The organism is Pelosinus sp. UFO1, assembly GCF_000725345.1.
Classification (GTDB): domain Bacteria; phylum Bacillota; class Negativicutes; order DSM-13327; family DSM-13327; genus Pelosinus.
The window spans coordinates 2,647,604-2,667,810 of sequence record NZ_CP008852.1; the positions used below are offsets into that span (position 1 = coordinate 2,647,604).

The window sequence follows — 20,207 nt, forward strand, 5'->3', positions numbered from 1 at the left end:
ATTATCATAACAATGTGTAGATTACCATATCGGTTAACTTGAACAAGAAGAATTCCCCGTAAAATTACCTTCAATATAGCGCACCAGTGGACCACAAATCAATCGTGATATGGTTCTTTTATCTTTGTGGTCCACTTTCACCATCAGAACATAAGTGTTGTCTTCCTTAGTTATTCAAAGAATACAGTAATCTCACTTCCTGGCGGCGCCTTACTACCAGCAGCAGGTTGCTGCTTAGTAGCTTTTACACCCACTCCCACTGGCTTAATGCTGAGACCAACTTCTGCCAACATATCAGCTACCTCACGCAATGACTGACCACTACAATCAGGTACTGTAATCTCACCTAAGCCATAACGTGGTGTCATGGTATATAACAAGACACTCGAATCTTTAGGAATACGGCTTCCCGGTTTTGGAATTTGATCTGCCACTCGTTCGCCTGATTCTTCAATTCTAGCATTTAAACCAGCTTTTTTAAGTTCTTGCGCAGCTTCCGTAACCAACAAATTAATCACACTTGGTACCATAATATGAGTTTCTTTATCATCAGGCGAATGGGATTCTATAACTTTAGGCGCAATTTTTAAATATTGTAAAACATCTTTCATAATCCCATTAAAAACAGGAGCGGCGATTTGACCACCATAATACAAGCCCACAGGTTCATCAATAATTACAACCATAACGATCTGCGGATTATCTGCTGGTGCAAATCCAGCAAAAGATGCTACATATTTACCTGGCATATACCCGCCTTCTCCAACTTTTTGCGCCGTACCCGTCTTACCAGCAATTCGATAGCCCTCAACATAAGCATTTTTACCAGTGCCGTTTTCTACAACACTTTCTAAAATTTCTTTAACTTCTTGCGCAGCTTGCTTATCAACAACTTGATTTATTATGTCTGGTGTGAATCCTCGAATCACTTCATCGTTTTTATCTCTAACCTCTCGAACGATTTGTGGTCTAAGCCGCTGTCCACCATTTGCAACTGCTGCCACTGCGTTTAGTAATTGTAGCGGTGTTACCGCGATACTCTGCCCCATAGACATTGTCGCAATATTAATCGGCTTAACCTGTGACTTTGGTATAACAATACCTTTTGCTTCGCCTGGCAAATCTATATTCGTAGGTTTCCCTAAACCAAAAGCAGTAAAATATTTGTAAAAAGAATCAGCTCCCAGCCTAAGTCCAACATTTACAAAACCTACATTACAAGAATTTTCCACAACCTCCTTAAAAGATTGACTGCCATGCCCACCAGCTTTCCAGCAATGAATTGTCCGGCCTTGAACTTCCACAGATCCCGTATCAAAAAAACGCTCATTAGCAGATACTATTTTCTCACCCAGCACTGCAGTCGTCGTGAGAATCTTAAAGGTCGAACCAGGCTCATACGCATTGGATATAGCAATATTACGCCATAACTTTGGATCATAATCTGCAAATTGATTTGGATTATAGGTGGGACGGTTCGCTAACGCTAGTATTTCACCTGTGTTCGGTTCGATGGCTATAATCGTCGCTGCCTTAGCCTTTGTATCTTGCATTACCTTCTCAAGTTCTCTTTCGACAATTTGTTGTATTACAAGATCAATTGTTAGATAAATATTATATCCGTTAATCGGTTTGACAAATTGATGGGTTGCATGAGGAATTTCCTGCCCCCTTGCATCATACTCAACGACAATACTGCCACTACGACCTTTTAAATAACTGTCAAAGGTTAATTCTACCCCATCTAGCCCTTGACTATCAATGCCTGTAAATCCTAATATATGGGCTGCTAGGCTATCATTTGGGTAATAACGCTGATTTTCTTGCGTTAATCCAATCCCTGGCAAATTAAGCAAGTTCACAGCTTTGGCTATATCATTATCTACCTTACGCTTTACCCATGTAAAGGCTTGGCGCTTCTTCAATTTGTCAGTTAGTTTCTGCCTATCTAACGCCAAAATAGCAGCCAACTTGGCTGCTGTCTCTTCTACGTCTACTATTTCAGCTGGTATAGCATAAATAGACTCAGTACTCACACTTACACCGAGTTCTTTACCATTACGATCATATATTGTACCACGCTTAGCTTCGACAGGAATGTCTCGTACGCGCTGATCAATGGCACTTTCTGTTAACCAATTGCTTTTATAAAATTGGAGATACATTAGACGACAACCAAGTGCTACCATAATTACTGCAATCAATAGAAAAAGACAAGTCACCCTTTTCCTAATAGTAACATGCGCAGATGACGCCAATGGCCACTCCCCCATCTAGTTTTATTGTCCTTTGCTTTTTACCATACTAAGCATACCTTTTTCCTTTTCGGCATTCAACTTACTGCTGCTTTCTGAAGTAGTTGCACGGTATATACTTTGAGGCATCACCATCCCAAGTTCTGAAGTAGCAATCGTTTGAATCCGTTGCGGTGATCTTAGTTTCGCAATATCTAACTGTAATAACTCATTTTCCTTTTCCAGTTTAACAACTTGCGACTTCATCTTTACTAACTCATAACCCGATCTAATAATAGCTTCACTACTTACCGTTAAGAAAAAGGCAGCAAAGGCTACTATCATAACAGTTGTCAAACACTTAACTCGCAAAGCAATATCGGGTTTCACTAACTTTGTTTTATTAATGGATGGGACTTCTTGCTGTTGATAAATAGTCCAATCTTGTTTTTTATTTACTAACATATATATTCCCCTTCCTTAAATTTAGACCAATGTAATCCCTGATGATATTACAACGCTACCTATAAAGCCACTTTTTCTGCTACACGCAACTTAGCGCTTCGCGCCCGTGGATTCTCTTCTAATTCTGCTTCAGATGGAATTCGAGGTTTTCCTAATATTTTAATCTTTGGTTTATTTGTACACATACATATAGGTAATTCTTTCGGACAAATGCAACCTTTTGCCATATTCTGCATCGTTTGTTTTGCAATTCTATCTTCTAAAGAATGAAACGTAATGATACACAATCGTCCACCTATCGCAAGTCTCTCAATCGAAGTATTAAATGCCTCTTTTAAGATTCCCAGTTCGTTATTCACTTCAATCCGAATTGCTTGAAATGTACGTTTTGCAGGATGAGGCCCATCACGCCTCGCTGCAGCAGGAATGGCCCTTTTTATTATATCTACTAATTCGCCAGTTGTTTCTATTGGTTTCACATTACGATACTCAACTATAAATTTTGCAATTCTCTTTGCCCAGCGATCTTCCCCATAATCTATAATAATCTGGGCCAACTGCTCCTCCTCATAATCATTAACAACATCATAAGCAGAAAAGCTACTATTGGGATTCATGCGCATATCTAGCGGAGCATCTTGCATATAAGAGAACCCCCTTTCAGCAATATCTAGCTGGTGGGATGACACTCCTAAATCAAACAAGATACCATCTACCTTACTAACTTGAAGTTCATCTAAGACACGTCCTATGTTTTGAAAATTATCTTGTACAATATCTATTTGACAACTAGCATTTGCTAGTCTATCTTTACCTGTTTGTATCGCAGCTGGATCCTGGTCAATGCCAATAAATCGACCTGAAGAATGTAATTGATTTATTATTTGCTCAGCATGTCCACTACCACCTAACGTACAATCTACATAAATACCTTCAGGATTTGTTACTAACGCATCTACACTTTCTTTTAGTAGCACACTTACATGATGAAATTCCAAGTCCTTCACCCCATCCATTTTAAACTCTATATGAAAACTTAAATAGTATTTATCTTTTATATACCTAAATCAACTAGACTCTCCGCTATTTTCTCTACAGTTGGAGCGGTTTGCTCGTTGTAATTATCCCACTTAGTCCGGTCCCATATCTCAATACGATTGGACACGCCAATCACAACCACATCTTTATCAAGTTGCGCATATTCCCTAAGATTATTCGGTAATAATACCCTTCCTTGTTTATCGCATGAAATCTCTGCTCCACCTGAGAAAAAGAACCGAACAAAAGCTCTAGCTTCAGGTTTTGCTAACGGTAATTGTTTTAACTTACTTTCTAGGATAGCCCACTCTTTTCTATCATATACGAATAAACAATTATCAAGGCCCTTGGTGACAATAAAACTTTCTCCCAGTTCCTCACGAAATTTGGCAGGTAAAATGAGCCTTCCCTTATCGTCAATGCTATGTAGGTACTCGCCCATTAACATAATTTTACACCACCAAGTTATTTAATCCACCACTTCGCTCCACAATTACCCACTTTTAGTGTTCTATTTTAACAAAAAAAAATCCTTCCTAATTCTTGAAGGATTTTAATTATTTTTAATTAAACGACAAAGGGCCCATCAATAGGGCCCTTTGTCCTGAACATATTTAACTTTTAATTAGTCCTAACTCTTCTAAGATAGGTGCACCATTTAGCCGAATAAAAAAGCTCCGAAAGGTTTTTTGTCCCTTAAAAATAGGAATACGTTGTAATGAATATAAATCACTATCAGCACCAACTTGACCATATTCAATCGTGAATGCTGCCTTATATTTATTAGCCCTAACCATTTCTTCAATTTCTGCGTTATAGGTGCCAGTTGGATATGCAAAATACTTTGGTGGTTTCCCCAATTGACGAGTCAATTCATCTCGAGACTCACTCAGTTCACTCATAACTTGTTCCTTAGTGAGAGTCGTAAGAGATTTATGATTTGCAGTGTGAGAACCAAAGACAATACCATTCTTTTGCATCTCTCTAACCTGGTCCCAAGTCATAAATCGATCATCATGATTAATTAAATTCGTTACTAGGAAGATAGTAGCGGTAAAACCATATTTTTTCAAAATTGGATACGCATTTGTATAATTATCAAGATACCCATCATCAAAAGTAATCAAAATAGGTTTATCTGGCAATTCTTTGCAAGACTTTAAATATGCCATTAGCTGATCCGGTGTAATAGTATGGTAACCATTTTTATATAGATATTCCATCTGCTCTTCAAATTCTTGAGGCGAAACAGACAACGCATGATTTAATATGTCTACTTTGTGATAATTCAAAATAGGTATATTCTGAAGATTAATTGGGTTGTTTTCATTATAACTAGCCACAACCGAAGTAGAATCAAATTTTAAAAGTGATATACAGAAAAAAAATAGTATAATTCCCAATGTAATATATGTCTTTCGTTTATTCATAGTAATTCTTTTACCATCTCCTTATACAGGATAATTTTTTAAAAAAATCCATTAATTAACTACAATTTTCTACCTTCCCCCTAAAATAAATACGATTCTAACTTAGTATAACATTTCAGTTTTTGATTACAATAGCTAATAATAATTTCTTCCGTATTTTCTTAACTTTAGTCTTGAATATTGCAAAACGTAGCTAATTCTTCTTCCTTACAAAGAATGACAATTAAGAGCTACTATGCTATAGTAATCGCAGTTACTGTAAATAATTAGGAGGTTTTTTGATGCTTATTACTGAAAAAATGAGTATTTTAGAGGTGGTAGAGAAATATCCACAAACTATTTCTGTATTCCGTAATCATGGTATGGGATGTTTCGGCTGCTCTGCTGCACGATTTGAAAATATCGAACAAGGAGCCTCAGCCCACGGGATCGATATAACTGTACTTATGGCTGCTTTAAATGAAGCGGTAGAATCTAATTCTTAGTCGTCTTACTAATAAGTTACATAAAAAAACTTGGCATTTTGCCAAGTTTTTTTATGTAACTCTATACTTAATTTCCGTCGCTACTCCTTAAGCCTTATTCTAATGTCACAATAATATTTTTTGCAATTTCAAAATCTAAAGCAATCTGTGTATATCCTACTTCCAATACAAAAACAGGATAGGTTTGTAAAATCTTAATCAGCACCCCCGGTAAGATTCCAAAGGCAGCCATTTTTCGTAAATGACTATCTTCGCTACTTAGTAAAAGCCTTACAACACGTACCATATTCCCTTTCTTAAGCCTTACAATGGGTACAGGCTTCACCATATCTTCATCTCCTTGCAAATAGCCATTAAAGGCAATTCTTGCTATAAGCTAATTGACCAATAGTATAGTAAATGAGATAGTACGAATCCGCCAATAAAAGCTAAAAAAATGATAGTTAATAGCATTAACATGGAGATAAATACTCCTCTTTCCTTTATCATTACCGCAACTTGCGCTACACATGGTACAAATAGTGTTAATGTCGTACTAGCAATCAATAGCTGTTCTTTACTTAGGCGATTCGTAGCACACATCTCATATAGCCCAGCAGCCCCATAGTCTCTTCGGAAAAATCCTAATAAGAACGGCTGCGCGGTTTCTATTGGCAAGCCTAGTAATACCATAATAGGTTCTAGTTGACTTATAATATAAGATAAAACTCCATATCGGTCTCCACACCACATAATAAAACTCGTTATGAGGAAAACTGGCAATATTTCCACAAAATACCACCACATGCGGATGAACGCCTTGTGGAAAACATTCGATAATTTTGGAAGACGTAGGGGTGGTATTTCCATATAAAAAGCACTACTAGTTCCAGGCATTAACTTCCCAGACAGCCATCCAATACCCGTGAAAATGACTAGCATATAGACTCCCCATATTACCACTGATAAAGAAGATTCAGATAATAGTGCTAAAATAACGCCTAATTGTGCGGAACAGGGTATTGTTAAAGCAAGTAAGAAGGTTGACAGAATTCTTTCGCGGCGTGTTTCCAATGTTCGAGTTACAACGCGCGAAAAACAAACGCACCAAGTCTTCCTCTTATTACTTGACGCATGATATAAACCTTGTCCACGTTAAGCCGAGTCTGAATTTATTCGCTTTGTTTTTGCGGAATAAAGAATGGCTTTAAAGCATTTAACAGGTCATCAATAAATTCTTTTGGTGGTTCATCTTCGGAATATATCCTTCCATCTATCTCATATTCAAAAATTACTTCCATCTTAATCCCCCCCATTACTATATATGCTTAAGATTTGTCCATATTGCTACAAAAAAAAATAAGCATGGAAATAAGCATTCGGTAAATAGGTTATAAAAAAGAATAAATTTGACCTGCAATTGCCTGCTTGCCTCACTAAGAAAGTTAAAATTTGTTTACATTATTCTAAATAAAAAAAAGACAAGGCTCTTCAAATAGAGCCGTGTCTCTTTTTTTTAGCTTCGTCGCTTTATAGAACATTCATACTTTTGACATTAATGGATTGACTTCTTTTTGACTCTGCCTCCCATGACATCATGTACATCCGTTACTGTAACGAAAGCAGTTTCATCTTTTTCTTGCACAATCGTTTTGAGTTTGGCTATTTCAAGACGTGTAATGACGGAATATAGAATCTTTTTAGATTCTCCCGAATAACCGCCTTCGCCATGAAAAATGGTTACACCTCTCCCTAGACGAGCCATTAGCGCATCTGCAATTTCGTCAGGAGCTTCTGTAACAATCAGAATTCCTTTCGATTCATCTAACCCTTCAATCGTTATGTCAATCACTTTAAAAGCAATAAAATACGCTACTAAGGAATACATGGCTTTATCCCAGCTAAAAACGAAACCTGCACTGCCCAAAATAAAAAGATTAAAAAACATAACGATTTCACCAATAGAAAATCCTGATTTTTTCCCTAGCAAAATGGCGACTATCTCCGTCCCATCTAAAGATCCCCCATACCTGATAATTATGCCGACACCGATTCCAACGACGATTCCCCCAAAAGTAGCCGATAAAAATAGATCTCTAGTAACTTCAGTAATGGGATGAAATATTGAGACCCAGTAGGATAAAGATAAAATTGAGAAAACGGTTGAAATGGCAAACGTTTTTCCAATTTGCGTATATCCCAAATATAAAAAAGGTAGGTTTAACAGCACCAAGAACAGACTTAATGGCATGCCAGTCAAATGACTTGCCATAATAGATATTCCTACAATACCGCCATCAATGATTTGGTTAGGCACTAAAAATTCTTCTAGTCCAATGGCAGTAAAAATAGAGCCGATTAAAAGCATTATGTATTTTTTTATTGTGGATATAATTATTTTTTTCTTCTTTTGCAATACGAGACGTCTCCCCCTCCTACATAAAATTTAGTAAATTGGTATTTCTTTTAACTTTAAATTCTATAAAAAAGTATTATCCCCTTTTTAATATTACATCAGCCCCAAAATAATCCTCATGATGTTCATGAAACTATTTCTAAGATTTTATGAATTGAATATATTTTATTCATAGATTAACTAATATTTTATGGAGGATATTATGAATGCTCTTTACTGTCGTGTAAGTACAGACCTTCAGGCAGAAACAGGATATTCAATTGGTGATCAAATACGTACTTGCCGCGAACATGCGCTTGAGCTTGGCCTAGAAACATTTAGAAACTTTGAATATATTGATGATGGTTATAGTGGGGAGTACTTAGAAAGACCTGCTCTTGACCGCTTAAGGGAAGATCTAAGAGCTAAACTAATACAAGATGTCATAATATACGATCCAGACCGCCTTAGTCGTAACTTAACCAACCAGTTGCTTTTAGCTGATGAAATTGAAAAAGCTGGTGCAGTGCTACACTTTGTAACTGGCAGCTATGATGCTTCACCTGAGGGGCGTCTTTTTTTCTCAATTCGTGGTGCGATCAGCGCCTTCGAAAAGGCCAAAATTCGCGAACGAACTCTACGGGGTAAACGCGCAAAAGCCTGGAATGGTAAAATCATACAAAATGGCCATGCTTACGGATATGATTGGGACGAGGAAAATAGTACCTACATCATTAATCAGAAAGAAGCTGCCATTGTTAAAATGATTTATGATTTATATCTCAGTCGAAAACATACCATAAAAGATATTGCACTTTTTCTTAAACAGCAAAACATTTTCAATCGAAAAAATAACCCGTTTACTCTTTCTATGATTTATCGAATTTTAACTGATGAAAAATATGCGGGTATAAAATGGTCATTTAATATATATGATAAGAAAATTAGTCAATATAAACGCAAGAAAATAGCAAGACCGCAGGAAGAGTGGATTCCTATTCCGATTCCTCCAATCATTACATCCGATGAATATCAAACTGTACGGCAAATTCTATCGGAAAACAGACGCAAAAGTCCACGTAATACAAAACAACAGTACCTTTTACGTAATTTTATCAAATGTGCAGTTTGCGGCTATGGCATATCTGCCCATCATAAGCTCTACTCTTCTGGTAAAGAATATTCTTGGTATAAATGTCATTCTGGAGGAACCGATAAATCATTAACCCCTTGTGGTAACCCTGCTGTTTCTGCTTTAGAGCTTGATGATCTAATATGGAAGCATCTCTGCAGGCTTACCTACAGTCAAAAAGAACCTGCTTCAATTTTGCGGCAAGAAACAGTTCTCGATGATACAGCACAGCTAACTAAGCTAAAAGATTATCACAATCAGCTTAAAAAGAAACAGACTACTATAGTACGCTGGTTTCACGATAATATGTTATCTCCCGACGACGCAGAAAAAGAACTACAGTTTCTAAAAAGAGAACTACAAATTACCTTTTCTTCTATCAGTAAACTATCTTCCAAAATAACAAAAGGGCCTACTACAACTCCTGAAGAAATTCTATCAGCAACATCCTTCGCAGAACGCCGTACAATTTTCGAAAATCTAGGCTGGAAAGTATTAGTTGATAATCGTCAGAAACCAGTAAGAATACGATTTAAAATATAATCTTTTATCTTTCACGTGTGACCATAACTGCCATTGTTCCACATCCAAGTCCCAATGCAAAAGGAATGACAGCTCGACCATTAAGACTCAATTTCTTAAATATAATATCCATTAACATTGCTAAACGCGGCAAGTATCCACTGTCTTCAAGAATTGCAAATACGAAGAAAAAAGTACTAACAATTGGCAATATGATAATAAATGCATAGCGAAAACCTAACGTGAATAACCCATACTTACCTACTACTAATGACTGCATCCATTCCCAAGGAATGAATTGATATACAAATAATTGTACGAGAGGATTAATATAGGGCACAAAAATACTATTATCAATATAATCCACTAAAAAACCTGCTCCAAACCTTCCGACAAATTGATATATTCCAAAAAATAATACTAAACATAAAATGGGTAACCCAGTTGCAGGTTCCCTCGTTAAACGCCCCAGTTTTTCACCGGCTCCTTGTTGATATATTCCCCGCTCTTTTAAAACCTTATCACATATACTATCAACAATTTTTTGGCGTTCTATCGTTATTATATATTCCATGCCATACTGGTAACAATCACCTAATTTATTTATTTCGGTAATCATCTCACAAAATAAAGGCTCCTTACCAGAAGCTAGTTCGTAGAACGCTTTATCTCTCTGTATCAGCAAAAGAGCTACCATACGAGGTGATATGCCATACCCTTCCTTTAATTGATTACTAATTAGCATAATAGATTGTTCAATCGTATTAGTAAATTTCATATGAAAGCACGACTGTACTGGACGATATTGTCTAATCTCTTTTTTTAGACTCTCCAATCCAATGCCATTTATCGCTGATGCTGGGATGACCGGAATTCCTAGTATTCTACTAAGATGCCCAATATCAAGAACAATACCATTTTTTTCAGCTTCATCCATTAAATTAACAACTACTATTACGGGAAACCCCATATCTAAGAGCTGTATTGTTAGATTTAACATCCTGCGAATATTCTTAGCGTCCATTACGTGCACAACAATATCTGGCTTTTCTTGCAATAATATAGACCTAGCTACTCTTTCTTCATCCGTAATTGTTATGAACGAGTACATACCTGGAGTATCTATAATTTCATACATTCTACCATTTATTTTACAATATCCAGAAGAAACATCAACAGTGGTTCCTGGATAATTAGATACAGCAACATACTGTCCTGTTAAATAATTAAAGATTACACTTTTACCTACGTTAGGTGAACCCACTAACACAACTTTTGCCAATCATCTTCCCTCCACCACTAAAAATTATATTGCTATTTTCCTATTCAAAAAACAACATAATTAGAACAAAAAACAACCATATAACAGCTACGCTGTTATATGGTTGTTTTTCTTATAGCAAAGGTGTAATTTTGTCGCTAATAGCTGATTTTGGCATAAAGCCCATTAGCTTTTCAACCTTTTCACCTTTTTTCATTAGAATCATAGTTGGTAAACTCATTACACTATACTTTTGCGCTAAAGCTTTGTTTTCATCCACACTAATCTTTACGAATTTTACCTTGCCACTCATATCAGCAGCTAATTCATCAAAAACGGGCGCTAACTTAGTACAATGTCCACACCAAGGGGCCCAAAAATCGACTAATACAGGTAAATCAGACTCTACTACTTCCCTTTGAAAAGTTTCTTCATTTACTATAATTACATTCGACATTATGCTATGCCTCCTTTTTTCTAAGCTCTACCATAATACAAGCATGATGTACCACTGTAAGTCCTAATTCCTCGGCAACTTGAATGACCTGCTTTGCATCAGCACCTGGTTGCAGCCAAACATTTTGTATACCAAGTTCAGCACATTCACGCATAATAGCTTCCCCCACTTTTGCTGGCACTACCACATCTACCGCATCTGGTTTTTTAGGTAAGTCCTTTAAAGCAGGATAGCATTTTTGTCCTAATATCTCACTTACACCTGGATTAATAGGATATACCTCTAATCCTGCATCTAACATGACTTTAAAAATTTTATATCCAAATTTTTCTTTATTATCTGTAGCTCCCACAACTGCCCAAGTTTTCAAGTTTAGCATAGTATCGATCGTGCTCAAGTATGTTCCTCCCTTATATTCACTTTAGTTACATTATATTCCCCTAGATATTTTAGGTCAACATTTCATTATAGATTAAAAAACAAAGTAACTAGAGATAGGCAAATTTCAATACCAATTAGAATAATAACCGCCCATTCCAAACGAGTCCCTCTTTTGGCATGAGCTAGTCCTGAAAAGACCTCTGTAATATCCATTAATGTATCTATTTTATGACGAAGTTTCTCATAACGATCTGCCAACTCAAATAAAGTAGCAAGCTCATTAAATAATTCGCCCGCTTTTTCATTATTCCAAGTTATCGCAGGTTTATCCAATAACATGATATAGGAAATAGTACTCAATTTGAACTCTAAAATGCTGGCTGATAATTTTGCTAATTTCTCATCCGAAACTGCTAATTCCCCTTTGTGCAAGCTATTAACAACATCTTCTATTTCATCTAATACACGGGATATTTCCATTTCAATCTTTTCTAATGCTACTGACTTTGCCAATATAGTCGAAACAATGTCAAATTGGTACTCAGCTTGCTCTTCTGTTACCATATAATCATTATTAATGGCATATTCACTATCCGGATTATTTTCTATTTTATACTCATCAACATACTTAAACGGATTTGAGTCATTTATACCAACTTCTATATTTTTCAAGTAATTAACTACGTCCATTATTTCATGGTGTTGAAAATTTAAAAAGACAATGCTACCAAAATGAAAAAGATAAACCCTTTTCTCCTCGAAGTCACGTACAATGCCTTGTAATTCGCTCCCTTTGAGAATTAAATATTCTTCCCATTTCAATTTACGATTACTGCCAAAATGCTGGGAAATTTTATTCAAGTTCATCTCGTTCCCTAATACAATGGCTTTAAACTCTGTTTCAACCAATTGTTTCACTCTCCATGTAAGCTAATAAAATATCTTTAAACTCGGCTCATAGTAAAAGACTTGGCTTAATGCCAAGCACTAGAGGACATTGGTCTCTCTAAAAAAAGAATTAACACTACTATTTTTTGCAATTTAATTGCTTTTATCTATCTATTGAGATATTTTATAAGAGATACTACTAGAAAAGAGGGTCACTTTATGAATATTCAAATCTTTGGCACAAAAAAATGTCAAGATACTCGAAAAGCAGAGCGGTACTTCAAAGAACGAAAAATCCCTTATCAATTCATTGACTTAACAATAAAAGGACTTAGTAAGGGAGAGTTAACCAGTATACAGCGGTTTATTAATATAAGAGAGCTCATTAATACAACAAGTAAGGAGTATCAAGCAAGTAACTTAAGATACATTGTTCACAATACAGAGGACATACTTTTAAATAAGCCTTTATTATTCAAGACCCCGATTGTCAGAAATTCACCAATAGGAGCAACTGTCGGCTATTGCCCCGACAGTTGGAAACAATGGCAGGATTAATGAAATGATAAACTCCCAACCAAATAAAACACCGTCGCTACCTTTACACAAAGGAACTTATCTAAAGCTCCTTTGTGTCTGAAGATAGCTTTTTTTTATAATCTAGCTAATAAATTCTTTATCTCATCTAAATAATTATTTACATCAAAATAGAAGACTTCTCCAGTACGTCGCACTTTAACTTCAATTAGATTTTCATTGATTGTTTTCGGACCGACAGTTACTTTTAAAGGATATCCAATCAGATCAGCATCTTTAAATTTTACTCCAGGACGTTCGTTGCGATCATCAAAGACAGCTTCAACGCCAGATGCATTTAAATCTTGATATATTTTATTAGATAAAGACATTTGCGCCTCATCTTTAGGACTAATAGGAACTATTACCACATGATATGGCGCAATCGCAACTGGCCAAACAATACCATATTCATCATTATTTTGCTCAATTGTGGCAGCCATAGTACGACTTACCCCAATACCATAGCATCCCATAACCATAGGTTTTTCTCTACCATTTTCATCTAGATATGTCGCCTTTAAAGCCTCACTATATTTAGTATGAAGTTTAAACACCTGACCTACCTCAATACCTCTTGCAGTTTTAACAGCTACATCACAATGAGGGCATGGATCATTCTCCTGAATTAAACGAATATCTGTAACTATTGTTGGAGAAAAATCACGTTTAGCATTTACATTACGGTAATGTTGATTAGGAGTATTCGCTCCACATACCGCATTGTATAAATTCATAACAGTAGGATCTGCAACAATAATAGGACATTTTATGCCTACAGGACCAATAAACCCTGGAGTACTTCCAAGATCCTCAACTATTATTTTTTCATCTGCCAATTCTATAGTTAAGCAATCAACTATATTTTGCAGTTTAATCTCATTCACTTCGTGATCGCCACGTACCAAGGCCATGACAATGCCTTTGTCCGTATTATATACAAGTGTCTTAATCGTCTTATCTGCAGAAATCCCTAATAAAGCTGTCACAGACTCTATTGACTTAGTTCCTGGCGTGTCTGTGATGGTTAAACTTTGTAACTCTTCTTCTGGCATTAAGATTGGTTTCAATTCTGCTTTTTCAACATTTGCCGCATAATTACAAGATGGACAATATACAATAGCAGCTTCTCCTGAATCTGCTATTACCATAAATTCATGGGTTTTACTGCCACCTATGGCCCCACCGTCTGCTTCTACAGCTCTAAAAGTTAATCCGCAACGACTAAATATGTTGGTATAGGCGTCATACATTTGATCATAACTATTAGTGAGCCCCTCTTCATCTTTATCAAAAGAGTATAAATCTTTCATGATAAACTCACGACCACGCATAAGACCAAAACGAGGACGACGTTCATCACGATACTTATTTTGTATTTGATATAATTTTAAAGGTAATTGACGATAAGATCGAACATCTGACCGAACTAAGGTAGTAATCATTTCTTCGTGAGTAGGCCCCAGACAAAAATTACGATTATGACGATCCTTTAGTCTAAACATCTCATCACCATAGACATCCCAACGTCCAGTTTCCTGCCACATTTCGGCAGGTTGTATAATCGGCATTAATAACTCTTGACCGCCCTTACAATCCATTTCCTGACGCACGATTGTTTCAATTTTTCTGAGTACGCGTAGCGCCAAAGGCATATAAGTATAGATTCCACCAGCTGCCTTTCGAATCATGCCAGCCCGTAACATAAGCTGGTGACTGACCACCTCGGCCTCTGCTGGGGTTTCTCTTAATGTTGGAGCATATAATTGTGATACACGCATAGTTTTATTTTTCCTCCTCAATGAGTTTGTCAATTTCTGAAAATAATGCTGTAATTAGTTGATCTTCAGGGACTTTTTTTAGTATTTCGCCTTTGCGAAATACTAATCCTTGTCCTTTACCACCGGCAATTCCAATATCGGCTTCCTTAGCCTCACCTGGCCCATTCACAACGCATCCCATTACTGCAACTTTAAAAGGCTTACGTACATTACTCAATTTTTGTTCCACTTGTTCCGCAATTGCTGCTAAGTCAATATTACAACGACCACAAGTTGGACAGGATATCAAGGTTGGACCATATTCTTTTAAGCCTAATGACTTTAAAATTTCATTTGCGACCTTTACTTCTTCTACAGGATCACCTGTTAAGGATACACGAATAGTATCTCCTATACCTTGTGCTAATAAAGCACCAATTCCTACAGCTGATTTAACAATGCCTGATTTTATGGTTCCCGCCTCTGTAATCCCTAAGTGCAATGGGTAATCAATTACTTCAGACATTAATTGATACGCTTTTATCGTAGTCGGAACATCATTTGCTTTTAAAGATATTTTAATATCGCGAAAATCTAACTTTTCTAAAATAGCAATGTGTTGCAGTGCGCTTTTCACCATACCCGCAGGAGTGGGGTGACCACCGCATTCTTCTAAAATGCTTTTTTCTAAAGAGCCTGCATTTACACCAATACGAATTGGAATGCGCCTTTTTTTTGCTTCTTTGACAATAATGGCGACATGCTCTACATCACCAATATTACCAGGATTAATGCGCAACGCATCTATACCATTTTCGATGGCCGCAACAGCTAAACGATAATCAAAGTGAATATCGGCAATTAAAGGCGTTTTTACTTTTGACTTTATCTCTTTGATAGCCATAGCAGCAGCCATATCAGGTACAGCTAACCGCACAATATCACATCCTACAAGCTCTAACCTCTCAATTTGTGCTACCGTAGCAACTATGTTGTCGGTTTTCGTATTGGTCATTGATTGTACCGATATGGGAGCTGAATCTCCAATCAATATGTTACCAATTCGTATAGGAGATGTTTTTTTTCGTTGCATTTTTTTCACCCATTTCTCACCTGCCAAAAAACCATCCCATTTCGCAGGTGGTATATTTTTGCCCGCCTTTATTATTTCTTAAAATATCTTCAACCGAGAAATATCCTTAAAGGTAGCTACTAAGAATAAAAGCATCAATAATGCAAAACCAATCATTTGTATCAGCTGCATATGCTTTTTATCTAAAGGTTTGCCACGCAAACCTTCTATTGCTAGAGTCACAAAATGACCACCATCAAGCATAGGTACCGGCAATAAATTAATAAGCCCTAAATTAATACTTAAAAATGCCGCAAATTGCAACAACGGCATCAATCCTAATTGTGCTACCTCTCCAGCCATTTGTGCTACACCAATTGGTCCAGCGACCTCTGCTGCAACTTTTCCGGTAACCATTTGTGCTATGCCAACTACCATGCTGCTAGCCACTAGATAGGTCTGCTTAACAGCCAAACCAAAAGATTCCACGAAACCTGGATGGTATTTATCAATCTGTGGCATAACACCTATAATGCCTCGATTGGCTTTCTCATCATATTCTGGGACAATTATAGTGGTTTTAATTTCTTCGTTATGCTGATACCGTAACTTTAGTGGATTTCCCGCATTTACTTGTACAATATCAACAAAACCTCGCCATGATGTAATTTCTGTATCATTGACAGATACAATTTTATCACCGAGAGACAATCCTGCTTGAGCTGCTGGCTTATCAGCAAATACATTTCCAACAATAGGAACATTAGAAGGAGTGTCAATACCTGAATTTAGGAATATAGTCATAAATAATAAAACTGGCAATACAAAATTCATAGTTGATCCAGCGACTATCACTAACATTCTAGCGGGAATTGATTTTGCACTAAAAGAGCCTTCATCTTGTTCTTCATCCGGGTCCATACCTGCAATCTTGTTAAAACCACCTAGTGGTATAATTCTCCAAGAATATAAGGTTTCACCATGCTTGTAACTAATTATCTTAGGCCCAAAACCAATGGCAAATTCGTCGACTCGCATGCCAGCCATCTTTGCTGTAACAAAATGCCCTAACTCATGAACCAATACCAGAAGACCAAAGACGAAAATGGTAGCAACAGCTGTCATCAACAATAAAATCACTCCTATCTTTTTATTATAAGAAATCTATTCCCTAATCGCCCTTAAAATTTCCTTAGACTTACTTCGCGCTACCATATCCGTATGATAAATTTCATTCAAATCAGGTGCATTAATGAAGCTGTGGCTTTGCATTACACTATGTATCACTGTGAAAATATCAAGATAGCGAAGTTCTCCTTCAAGAAATGCATAAACAGCTTCTTCGTTTGCAGCATTAAATACACAAGGCATTGTTCCACCAGTATATCCTGCATCAAAAGCAAGTTGCAATATCGGAAAAGTAATTTTATCTGGAGGAGAAAAGGTTAAATCTGATAACGTTTTAAAATCAAGTCTGGGATAGTCTGTAACAACCCTTTCTGGATAAGTAAGAGCGTATTGAATAGGTACCCTCATATCGGGCTTTCCTAACTGCGCAATAACAGATCCATCTATAAACTCAACCATGGAGTGAACAATGCTTTGTGGATGTACGACAACCTCAATTTGGGAGTACTCCACCCCAAACAACCAACGAGCTTCAATCACTTCTAACCCTTTATTGGCTAAAGTAGAGGAATCTACGGTAATTTTTTTTCCCATTGACCAATTAGGATGACGTAAACAATCTTCCACTGTTATATTTTGTAATGCTTCTGTTTTTAATCCTCGAAAAGGACCACCTGATGCCGTCAGAAGAATGCGATTTATATTCTTACTATTTTCGCCTTGCAAACATTGAAAAATAGCACTATGTTCACTATCAACGGGTAAAATTTTAACATTTTTTTCTTTTGCAAGTTGCGTTACCAATTCACCAGCAGCTACCAAAGTCTCTTTATTGGCAAGAGCAATATTTTTACCAGCCTCAATAGCGGCAATCGTCGGTTTTAAACCTGCGAATCCTACTAAAGAAGTTAGTACTGTTGTTACTGCCACATGAGTAGCTGCTGCTATTAAACCTTCTTCGCCTGTCAAAATACGAGTAGGACCTGAATACCTTCTGACTAGTCTATCTGCTGCTTCCTGATCCACTAGTACAGCAATTTGGGGCTTAAAATATTCAATTTGTTTTTCAAGTAAAATATCATTATGGTAAGCAGCCAAAGCAGTTACAGAAAATTTATCTTGATGAGCTGCAATGACCTCTAAGGCTTGTGTGCCAATCGAACCTGTACTGCCTAATATCGATATATGTTGCATATAAACTCTCCCTTAACAGACTTGACATCTTATAAATCCCTTGTAAGTATTTAATAAAAATCTCTAAAAAAGATATTATTATAGTATAAAAATATGTATATAGTAGTAAATAACAGGAACTGCAAATAATATGCTATCGAAGCGGTCTAAAATACCCCCGTGCCCCGGCAGTATTTTCCCAGAGTCCTTAACGCCTGCAAATCGCTTCAAAGCAGACTCTGCTAAATCACCAATAGGCGCGACGATGCCAACTAAAAACCCCATAATTAAACTATGACCGATAGGTAACTGAAAGAGGTATCCTAGTCCAACAATAGCCACTACACTCCCAAATACACCTCCGAGAGCCCCCTCTACCGTTTTGGCAGGACTAATTCCAGGACATAGCTTATGTCTTCCAAACTTAGAGCCAACAAAATAAGCGAAAGTATCATTCGCCCAAGTCCCAACAAAGGCTAACCATACGTAAGCAGCTCCCGCAGACAAGTTCCCTAAAGAAGTAACTATGTGTAAAGAATTATTACTATATCTGAGAAGTAGTAAATGGGAAAAGGACAATCCAATATAAGTAATGCCAAATAAAGAAAAGGCCGCATCTACAACCGTAAATTTATTAGCCGAGACTACAATTTTATATAATACAAGCAAAGTACTAAAAAAAAGTGTCATTATAAGTTCTTGTGAATTTCCGAGCCATGCACACCCTAATATAATTATATTAGCTAAAAAACCTATGTAATATAAGACTTTAATATTCTTATTCTGTAACATAGTATAAAATTCATCCCATGCTAATAATGTAAGAATAAGAATCGCAGCAGCAAATAACCATTCTCCATATTGAATAACAAAAATTGTAATTGGTATACCTAAGGCCGCAGTCAAAACTCGCCTACCAAGCATCAAAACACCCCTGTAGTTTTATTTTTTCAAACCGCCAAATCTTCTCTCTCGCTTCTGATAGTCTATTATAGCCTGAATAAAATGCTCTGGCTTAAAGTCAGGCCAGTTAATATCAGAAAACCAAAATTCCGCATAAGCTGATTGCCATAATAAAAAATTACTTATCCGATAATCCCCACTTGGACGAATAACTAAATCAGGATCAGGTAAATCAGCAGTATATAAATTGTCCCTTATACTTTTCTCAGTAATATCTTGAGGAAGTAATTCACCACTAGCAATTTTCTCACCAATTACCCGAACAGAATGTAGGATCTCTGCTCGTCCGCCATAATTAACGGCCAAGTTAAAGACCAGACCCGTATTTTTTTTAGTATACGCCTGTGCTTCTTCAACCTTTTTCTGTAATTCAGCAGCCAATTCATCCACATTGCCAATAAAGCGAATTTGTACATTTTTCTTATGAAGTTCATCAATTTCACTATCAAGATATTCAGAGAATAACCTCATTAGTAAATTTACTTCATCTGCTGGTCTTTTCCAATTTTCAGTAGAAAATGCATAAGTAGTCAATACTTTAAGTTTCATGTTCACAGCAGTCGTGACAATATCACGCAGACTCTCTACACCAGCTCTATGACCAAGAGTGCGTGGCAATCCCTTTTTCTTTGCCCACCGACCATTACCATCCATAATAATTGCAATATGTTGTGGCATATTTTCTAATTTTACTAGGTCATATGTATCAATTTTAATATTTTTTTTATTAAACCAGTTCTTCCACATGTTATGACCTCCAAATTAATCTGGTAAGAAACTAAACCCCCTCTCGCGAGGGGGTTCCAGTTATGGAGCCAAAATAGCACCAACAGGGCAAACCGCCGCTCAGGCACCGAGATCTACACAT

General features: G+C 36.6%; 22 protein-coding genes. 3 read left to right on the forward strand and 19 right to left on the reverse strand.

Annotation, left to right across the window (positions count from 1 at the left end; genetic code table 11):
* Window positions 1-170 precede the first annotated feature (170 nt).
* The 5 genes from UFO1_RS12575 to UFO1_RS12595 form a co-directional block, all read right to left on the reverse strand.
* Window positions 171-2,258, reverse strand: a complete 2,088-nt coding sequence (locus UFO1_RS12575) for a stage V sporulation protein D (RefSeq protein ID WP_038671258.1) — start codon at window positions 2,256-2,258, stop codon at window positions 171-173.
* A gap of 21 nt (window positions 2,259-2,279) precedes the next feature.
* On the reverse strand, window positions 2,280-2,699 hold the full coding sequence (gene ftsL / locus UFO1_RS12580) for a cell division protein FtsL (RefSeq protein WP_038671260.1): 420 nt from the start codon (window positions 2,697-2,699) through the stop codon (window positions 2,280-2,282).
* Window positions 2,700-2,758: 59 nt separating this feature from the next.
* The gene (rsmH, locus tag UFO1_RS12585) at window positions 2,759-3,697 is read right to left on the reverse strand and encodes a 16S rRNA (cytosine(1402)-N(4))-methyltransferase RsmH (protein ID WP_038675168.1); all 939 of its coding nucleotides are present in this window, start codon (window positions 3,695-3,697) and stop codon (window positions 2,759-2,761) included.
* A gap of 56 nt (window positions 3,698-3,753) precedes the next feature.
* A complete protein-coding gene (gene mraZ / locus UFO1_RS12590; RefSeq protein WP_038671262.1) occupies window positions 3,754-4,185 on the reverse strand; it encodes a division/cell wall cluster transcriptional repressor MraZ in 432 nt (143 codons plus the stop codon).
* A gap of 166 nt (window positions 4,186-4,351) precedes the next feature.
* The gene (locus tag UFO1_RS12595; protein WP_144390885.1) at window positions 4,352-5,167 is read right to left on the reverse strand and encodes a polysaccharide deacetylase family protein; all 816 of its coding nucleotides are present in this window, start codon (window positions 5,165-5,167) and stop codon (window positions 4,352-4,354) included.
* A gap of 281 nt (window positions 5,168-5,448) precedes the next feature.
* Between UFO1_RS12595 and UFO1_RS12600 the strand changes: the two genes are divergently transcribed.
* On the forward strand, window positions 5,449-5,652 hold the full coding sequence (locus tag UFO1_RS12600; protein ID WP_038671266.1) for a DUF1858 domain-containing protein: 204 nt from the start codon (window positions 5,449-5,451) through the stop codon (window positions 5,650-5,652).
* Window positions 5,653-5,746: 94 nt separating this feature from the next.
* On the opposite strand, the gene UFO1_RS12605 is transcribed toward UFO1_RS12600, so the two are convergent.
* The 4 genes from UFO1_RS12605 to UFO1_RS12615 all read right to left on the reverse strand — a co-directional run bounded on the left by UFO1_RS12605 (window position 5,747) and on the right by UFO1_RS12615 (window position 7,999).
* Entirely contained in the window at window positions 5,747-5,980 is a 234-nt protein-coding gene (locus UFO1_RS12605) for a FeoA family protein (protein WP_038671268.1), read from the reverse strand.
* Window positions 5,981-6,021: 41 nt separating this feature from the next.
* Complete coding sequence (locus tag UFO1_RS12610) at window positions 6,022-6,594, reverse strand: nucleoside recognition domain-containing protein (protein WP_371256727.1); 573 nt, start codon at window positions 6,592-6,594, stop codon at window positions 6,022-6,024.
* Between the two features lie 209 nt (window positions 6,595-6,803).
* On the reverse strand, window positions 6,804-6,932 hold the full coding sequence (locus tag UFO1_RS26000) for a hypothetical protein (protein ID WP_256380515.1): 129 nt from the start codon (window positions 6,930-6,932) through the stop codon (window positions 6,804-6,806).
* A 254-nt stretch (window positions 6,933-7,186) separates the two neighbouring features.
* On the reverse strand, window positions 7,187-7,999 hold the full coding sequence (locus UFO1_RS12615) for a YitT family protein (RefSeq protein WP_051789111.1): 813 nt from the start codon (window positions 7,997-7,999) through the stop codon (window positions 7,187-7,189).
* Window positions 8,000-8,249: 250 nt separating this feature from the next.
* Between UFO1_RS12615 and UFO1_RS12620 the strand changes: the two genes are divergently transcribed.
* Complete coding sequence (locus tag UFO1_RS12620; protein ID WP_038671274.1) at window positions 8,250-9,701, forward strand: recombinase family protein; 1,452 nt, start codon at window positions 8,250-8,252, stop codon at window positions 9,699-9,701.
* Window positions 9,702-9,705: 4 nt separating this feature from the next.
* On the opposite strand, the gene UFO1_RS12625 is transcribed toward UFO1_RS12620, so the two are convergent.
* The 4 genes from UFO1_RS12625 to UFO1_RS12640 all read right to left on the reverse strand — a co-directional run bounded on the left by UFO1_RS12625 (window position 9,706) and on the right by UFO1_RS12640 (window position 12,688).
* Window positions 9,706-10,962, reverse strand: a complete 1,257-nt coding sequence (locus tag UFO1_RS12625) for a ferrous iron transporter B (protein WP_038671276.1) — start codon at window positions 10,960-10,962, stop codon at window positions 9,706-9,708.
* A gap of 112 nt (window positions 10,963-11,074) precedes the next feature.
* Window positions 11,075-11,398: a thioredoxin gene (trxA, locus tag UFO1_RS12630; RefSeq protein ID WP_038671278.1), complete on the reverse strand. Its 324-nt coding sequence runs from the start codon at window positions 11,396-11,398 to the stop codon at window positions 11,075-11,077.
* Window positions 11,399-11,402: 4 nt separating this feature from the next.
* Window positions 11,403-11,795 carry a CoA-binding protein gene (locus UFO1_RS12635; RefSeq protein ID WP_038671280.1) on the reverse strand — a complete coding sequence of 131 codons (393 nt, stop codon included), beginning with the start codon at window positions 11,793-11,795 and terminating at the stop codon, window positions 11,403-11,405.
* 68 nt (window positions 11,796-11,863) lie between these two features.
* Window positions 11,864-12,688 carry an RMD1 family protein gene (locus UFO1_RS12640; protein WP_038671282.1) on the reverse strand — a complete coding sequence of 275 codons (825 nt, stop codon included), beginning with the start codon at window positions 12,686-12,688 and terminating at the stop codon, window positions 11,864-11,866.
* A gap of 198 nt (window positions 12,689-12,886) precedes the next feature.
* On the opposite strand from UFO1_RS12640, the gene UFO1_RS12645 reads away from it, so the two are divergent.
* On the forward strand, window positions 12,887-13,225 hold the full coding sequence (locus UFO1_RS12645; RefSeq protein WP_038671284.1) for an arsenate reductase family protein: 339 nt from the start codon (window positions 12,887-12,889) through the stop codon (window positions 13,223-13,225).
* A 95-nt stretch (window positions 13,226-13,320) separates the two neighbouring features.
* Here UFO1_RS12645 and UFO1_RS12650 read toward each other — a convergent pair whose 3' ends face one another.
* The 6 genes from UFO1_RS12650 to UFO1_RS12675 form a co-directional block, all read right to left on the reverse strand.
* Window positions 13,321-15,024 carry a proline--tRNA ligase gene (locus tag UFO1_RS12650; protein ID WP_038671287.1) on the reverse strand — a complete coding sequence of 568 codons (1,704 nt, stop codon included), beginning with the start codon at window positions 15,022-15,024 and terminating at the stop codon, window positions 13,321-13,323.
* Window positions 15,025-15,028: 4 nt separating this feature from the next.
* A complete protein-coding gene (ispG, locus tag UFO1_RS12655; protein WP_038675169.1) occupies window positions 15,029-16,096 on the reverse strand; it encodes a flavodoxin-dependent (E)-4-hydroxy-3-methylbut-2-enyl-diphosphate synthase in 1,068 nt (355 codons plus the stop codon).
* 78 nt (window positions 16,097-16,174) lie between these two features.
* Window positions 16,175-17,206 (reverse strand): RIP metalloprotease RseP, encoded by a 1,032-nt coding sequence (gene rseP, locus UFO1_RS12660; RefSeq protein ID WP_038671289.1) that lies wholly within the window; start codon window positions 17,204-17,206, stop codon window positions 16,175-16,177.
* Window positions 17,207-17,239: 33 nt separating this feature from the next.
* A complete protein-coding gene (locus tag UFO1_RS12665; RefSeq protein WP_038671291.1) occupies window positions 17,240-18,397 on the reverse strand; it encodes a 1-deoxy-D-xylulose-5-phosphate reductoisomerase in 1,158 nt (385 codons plus the stop codon).
* Between the two features lie 78 nt (window positions 18,398-18,475).
* The gene (locus UFO1_RS12670; protein WP_038671293.1) at window positions 18,476-19,300 is read right to left on the reverse strand and encodes a phosphatidate cytidylyltransferase; all 825 of its coding nucleotides are present in this window, start codon (window positions 19,298-19,300) and stop codon (window positions 18,476-18,478) included.
* Window positions 19,301-19,318: 18 nt separating this feature from the next.
* Window positions 19,319-20,086 carry an isoprenyl transferase gene (locus tag UFO1_RS12675; RefSeq protein WP_038671295.1) on the reverse strand — a complete coding sequence of 256 codons (768 nt, stop codon included), beginning with the start codon at window positions 20,084-20,086 and terminating at the stop codon, window positions 19,319-19,321.
* Window positions 20,087-20,207: the final 121 nt, after the last annotated feature.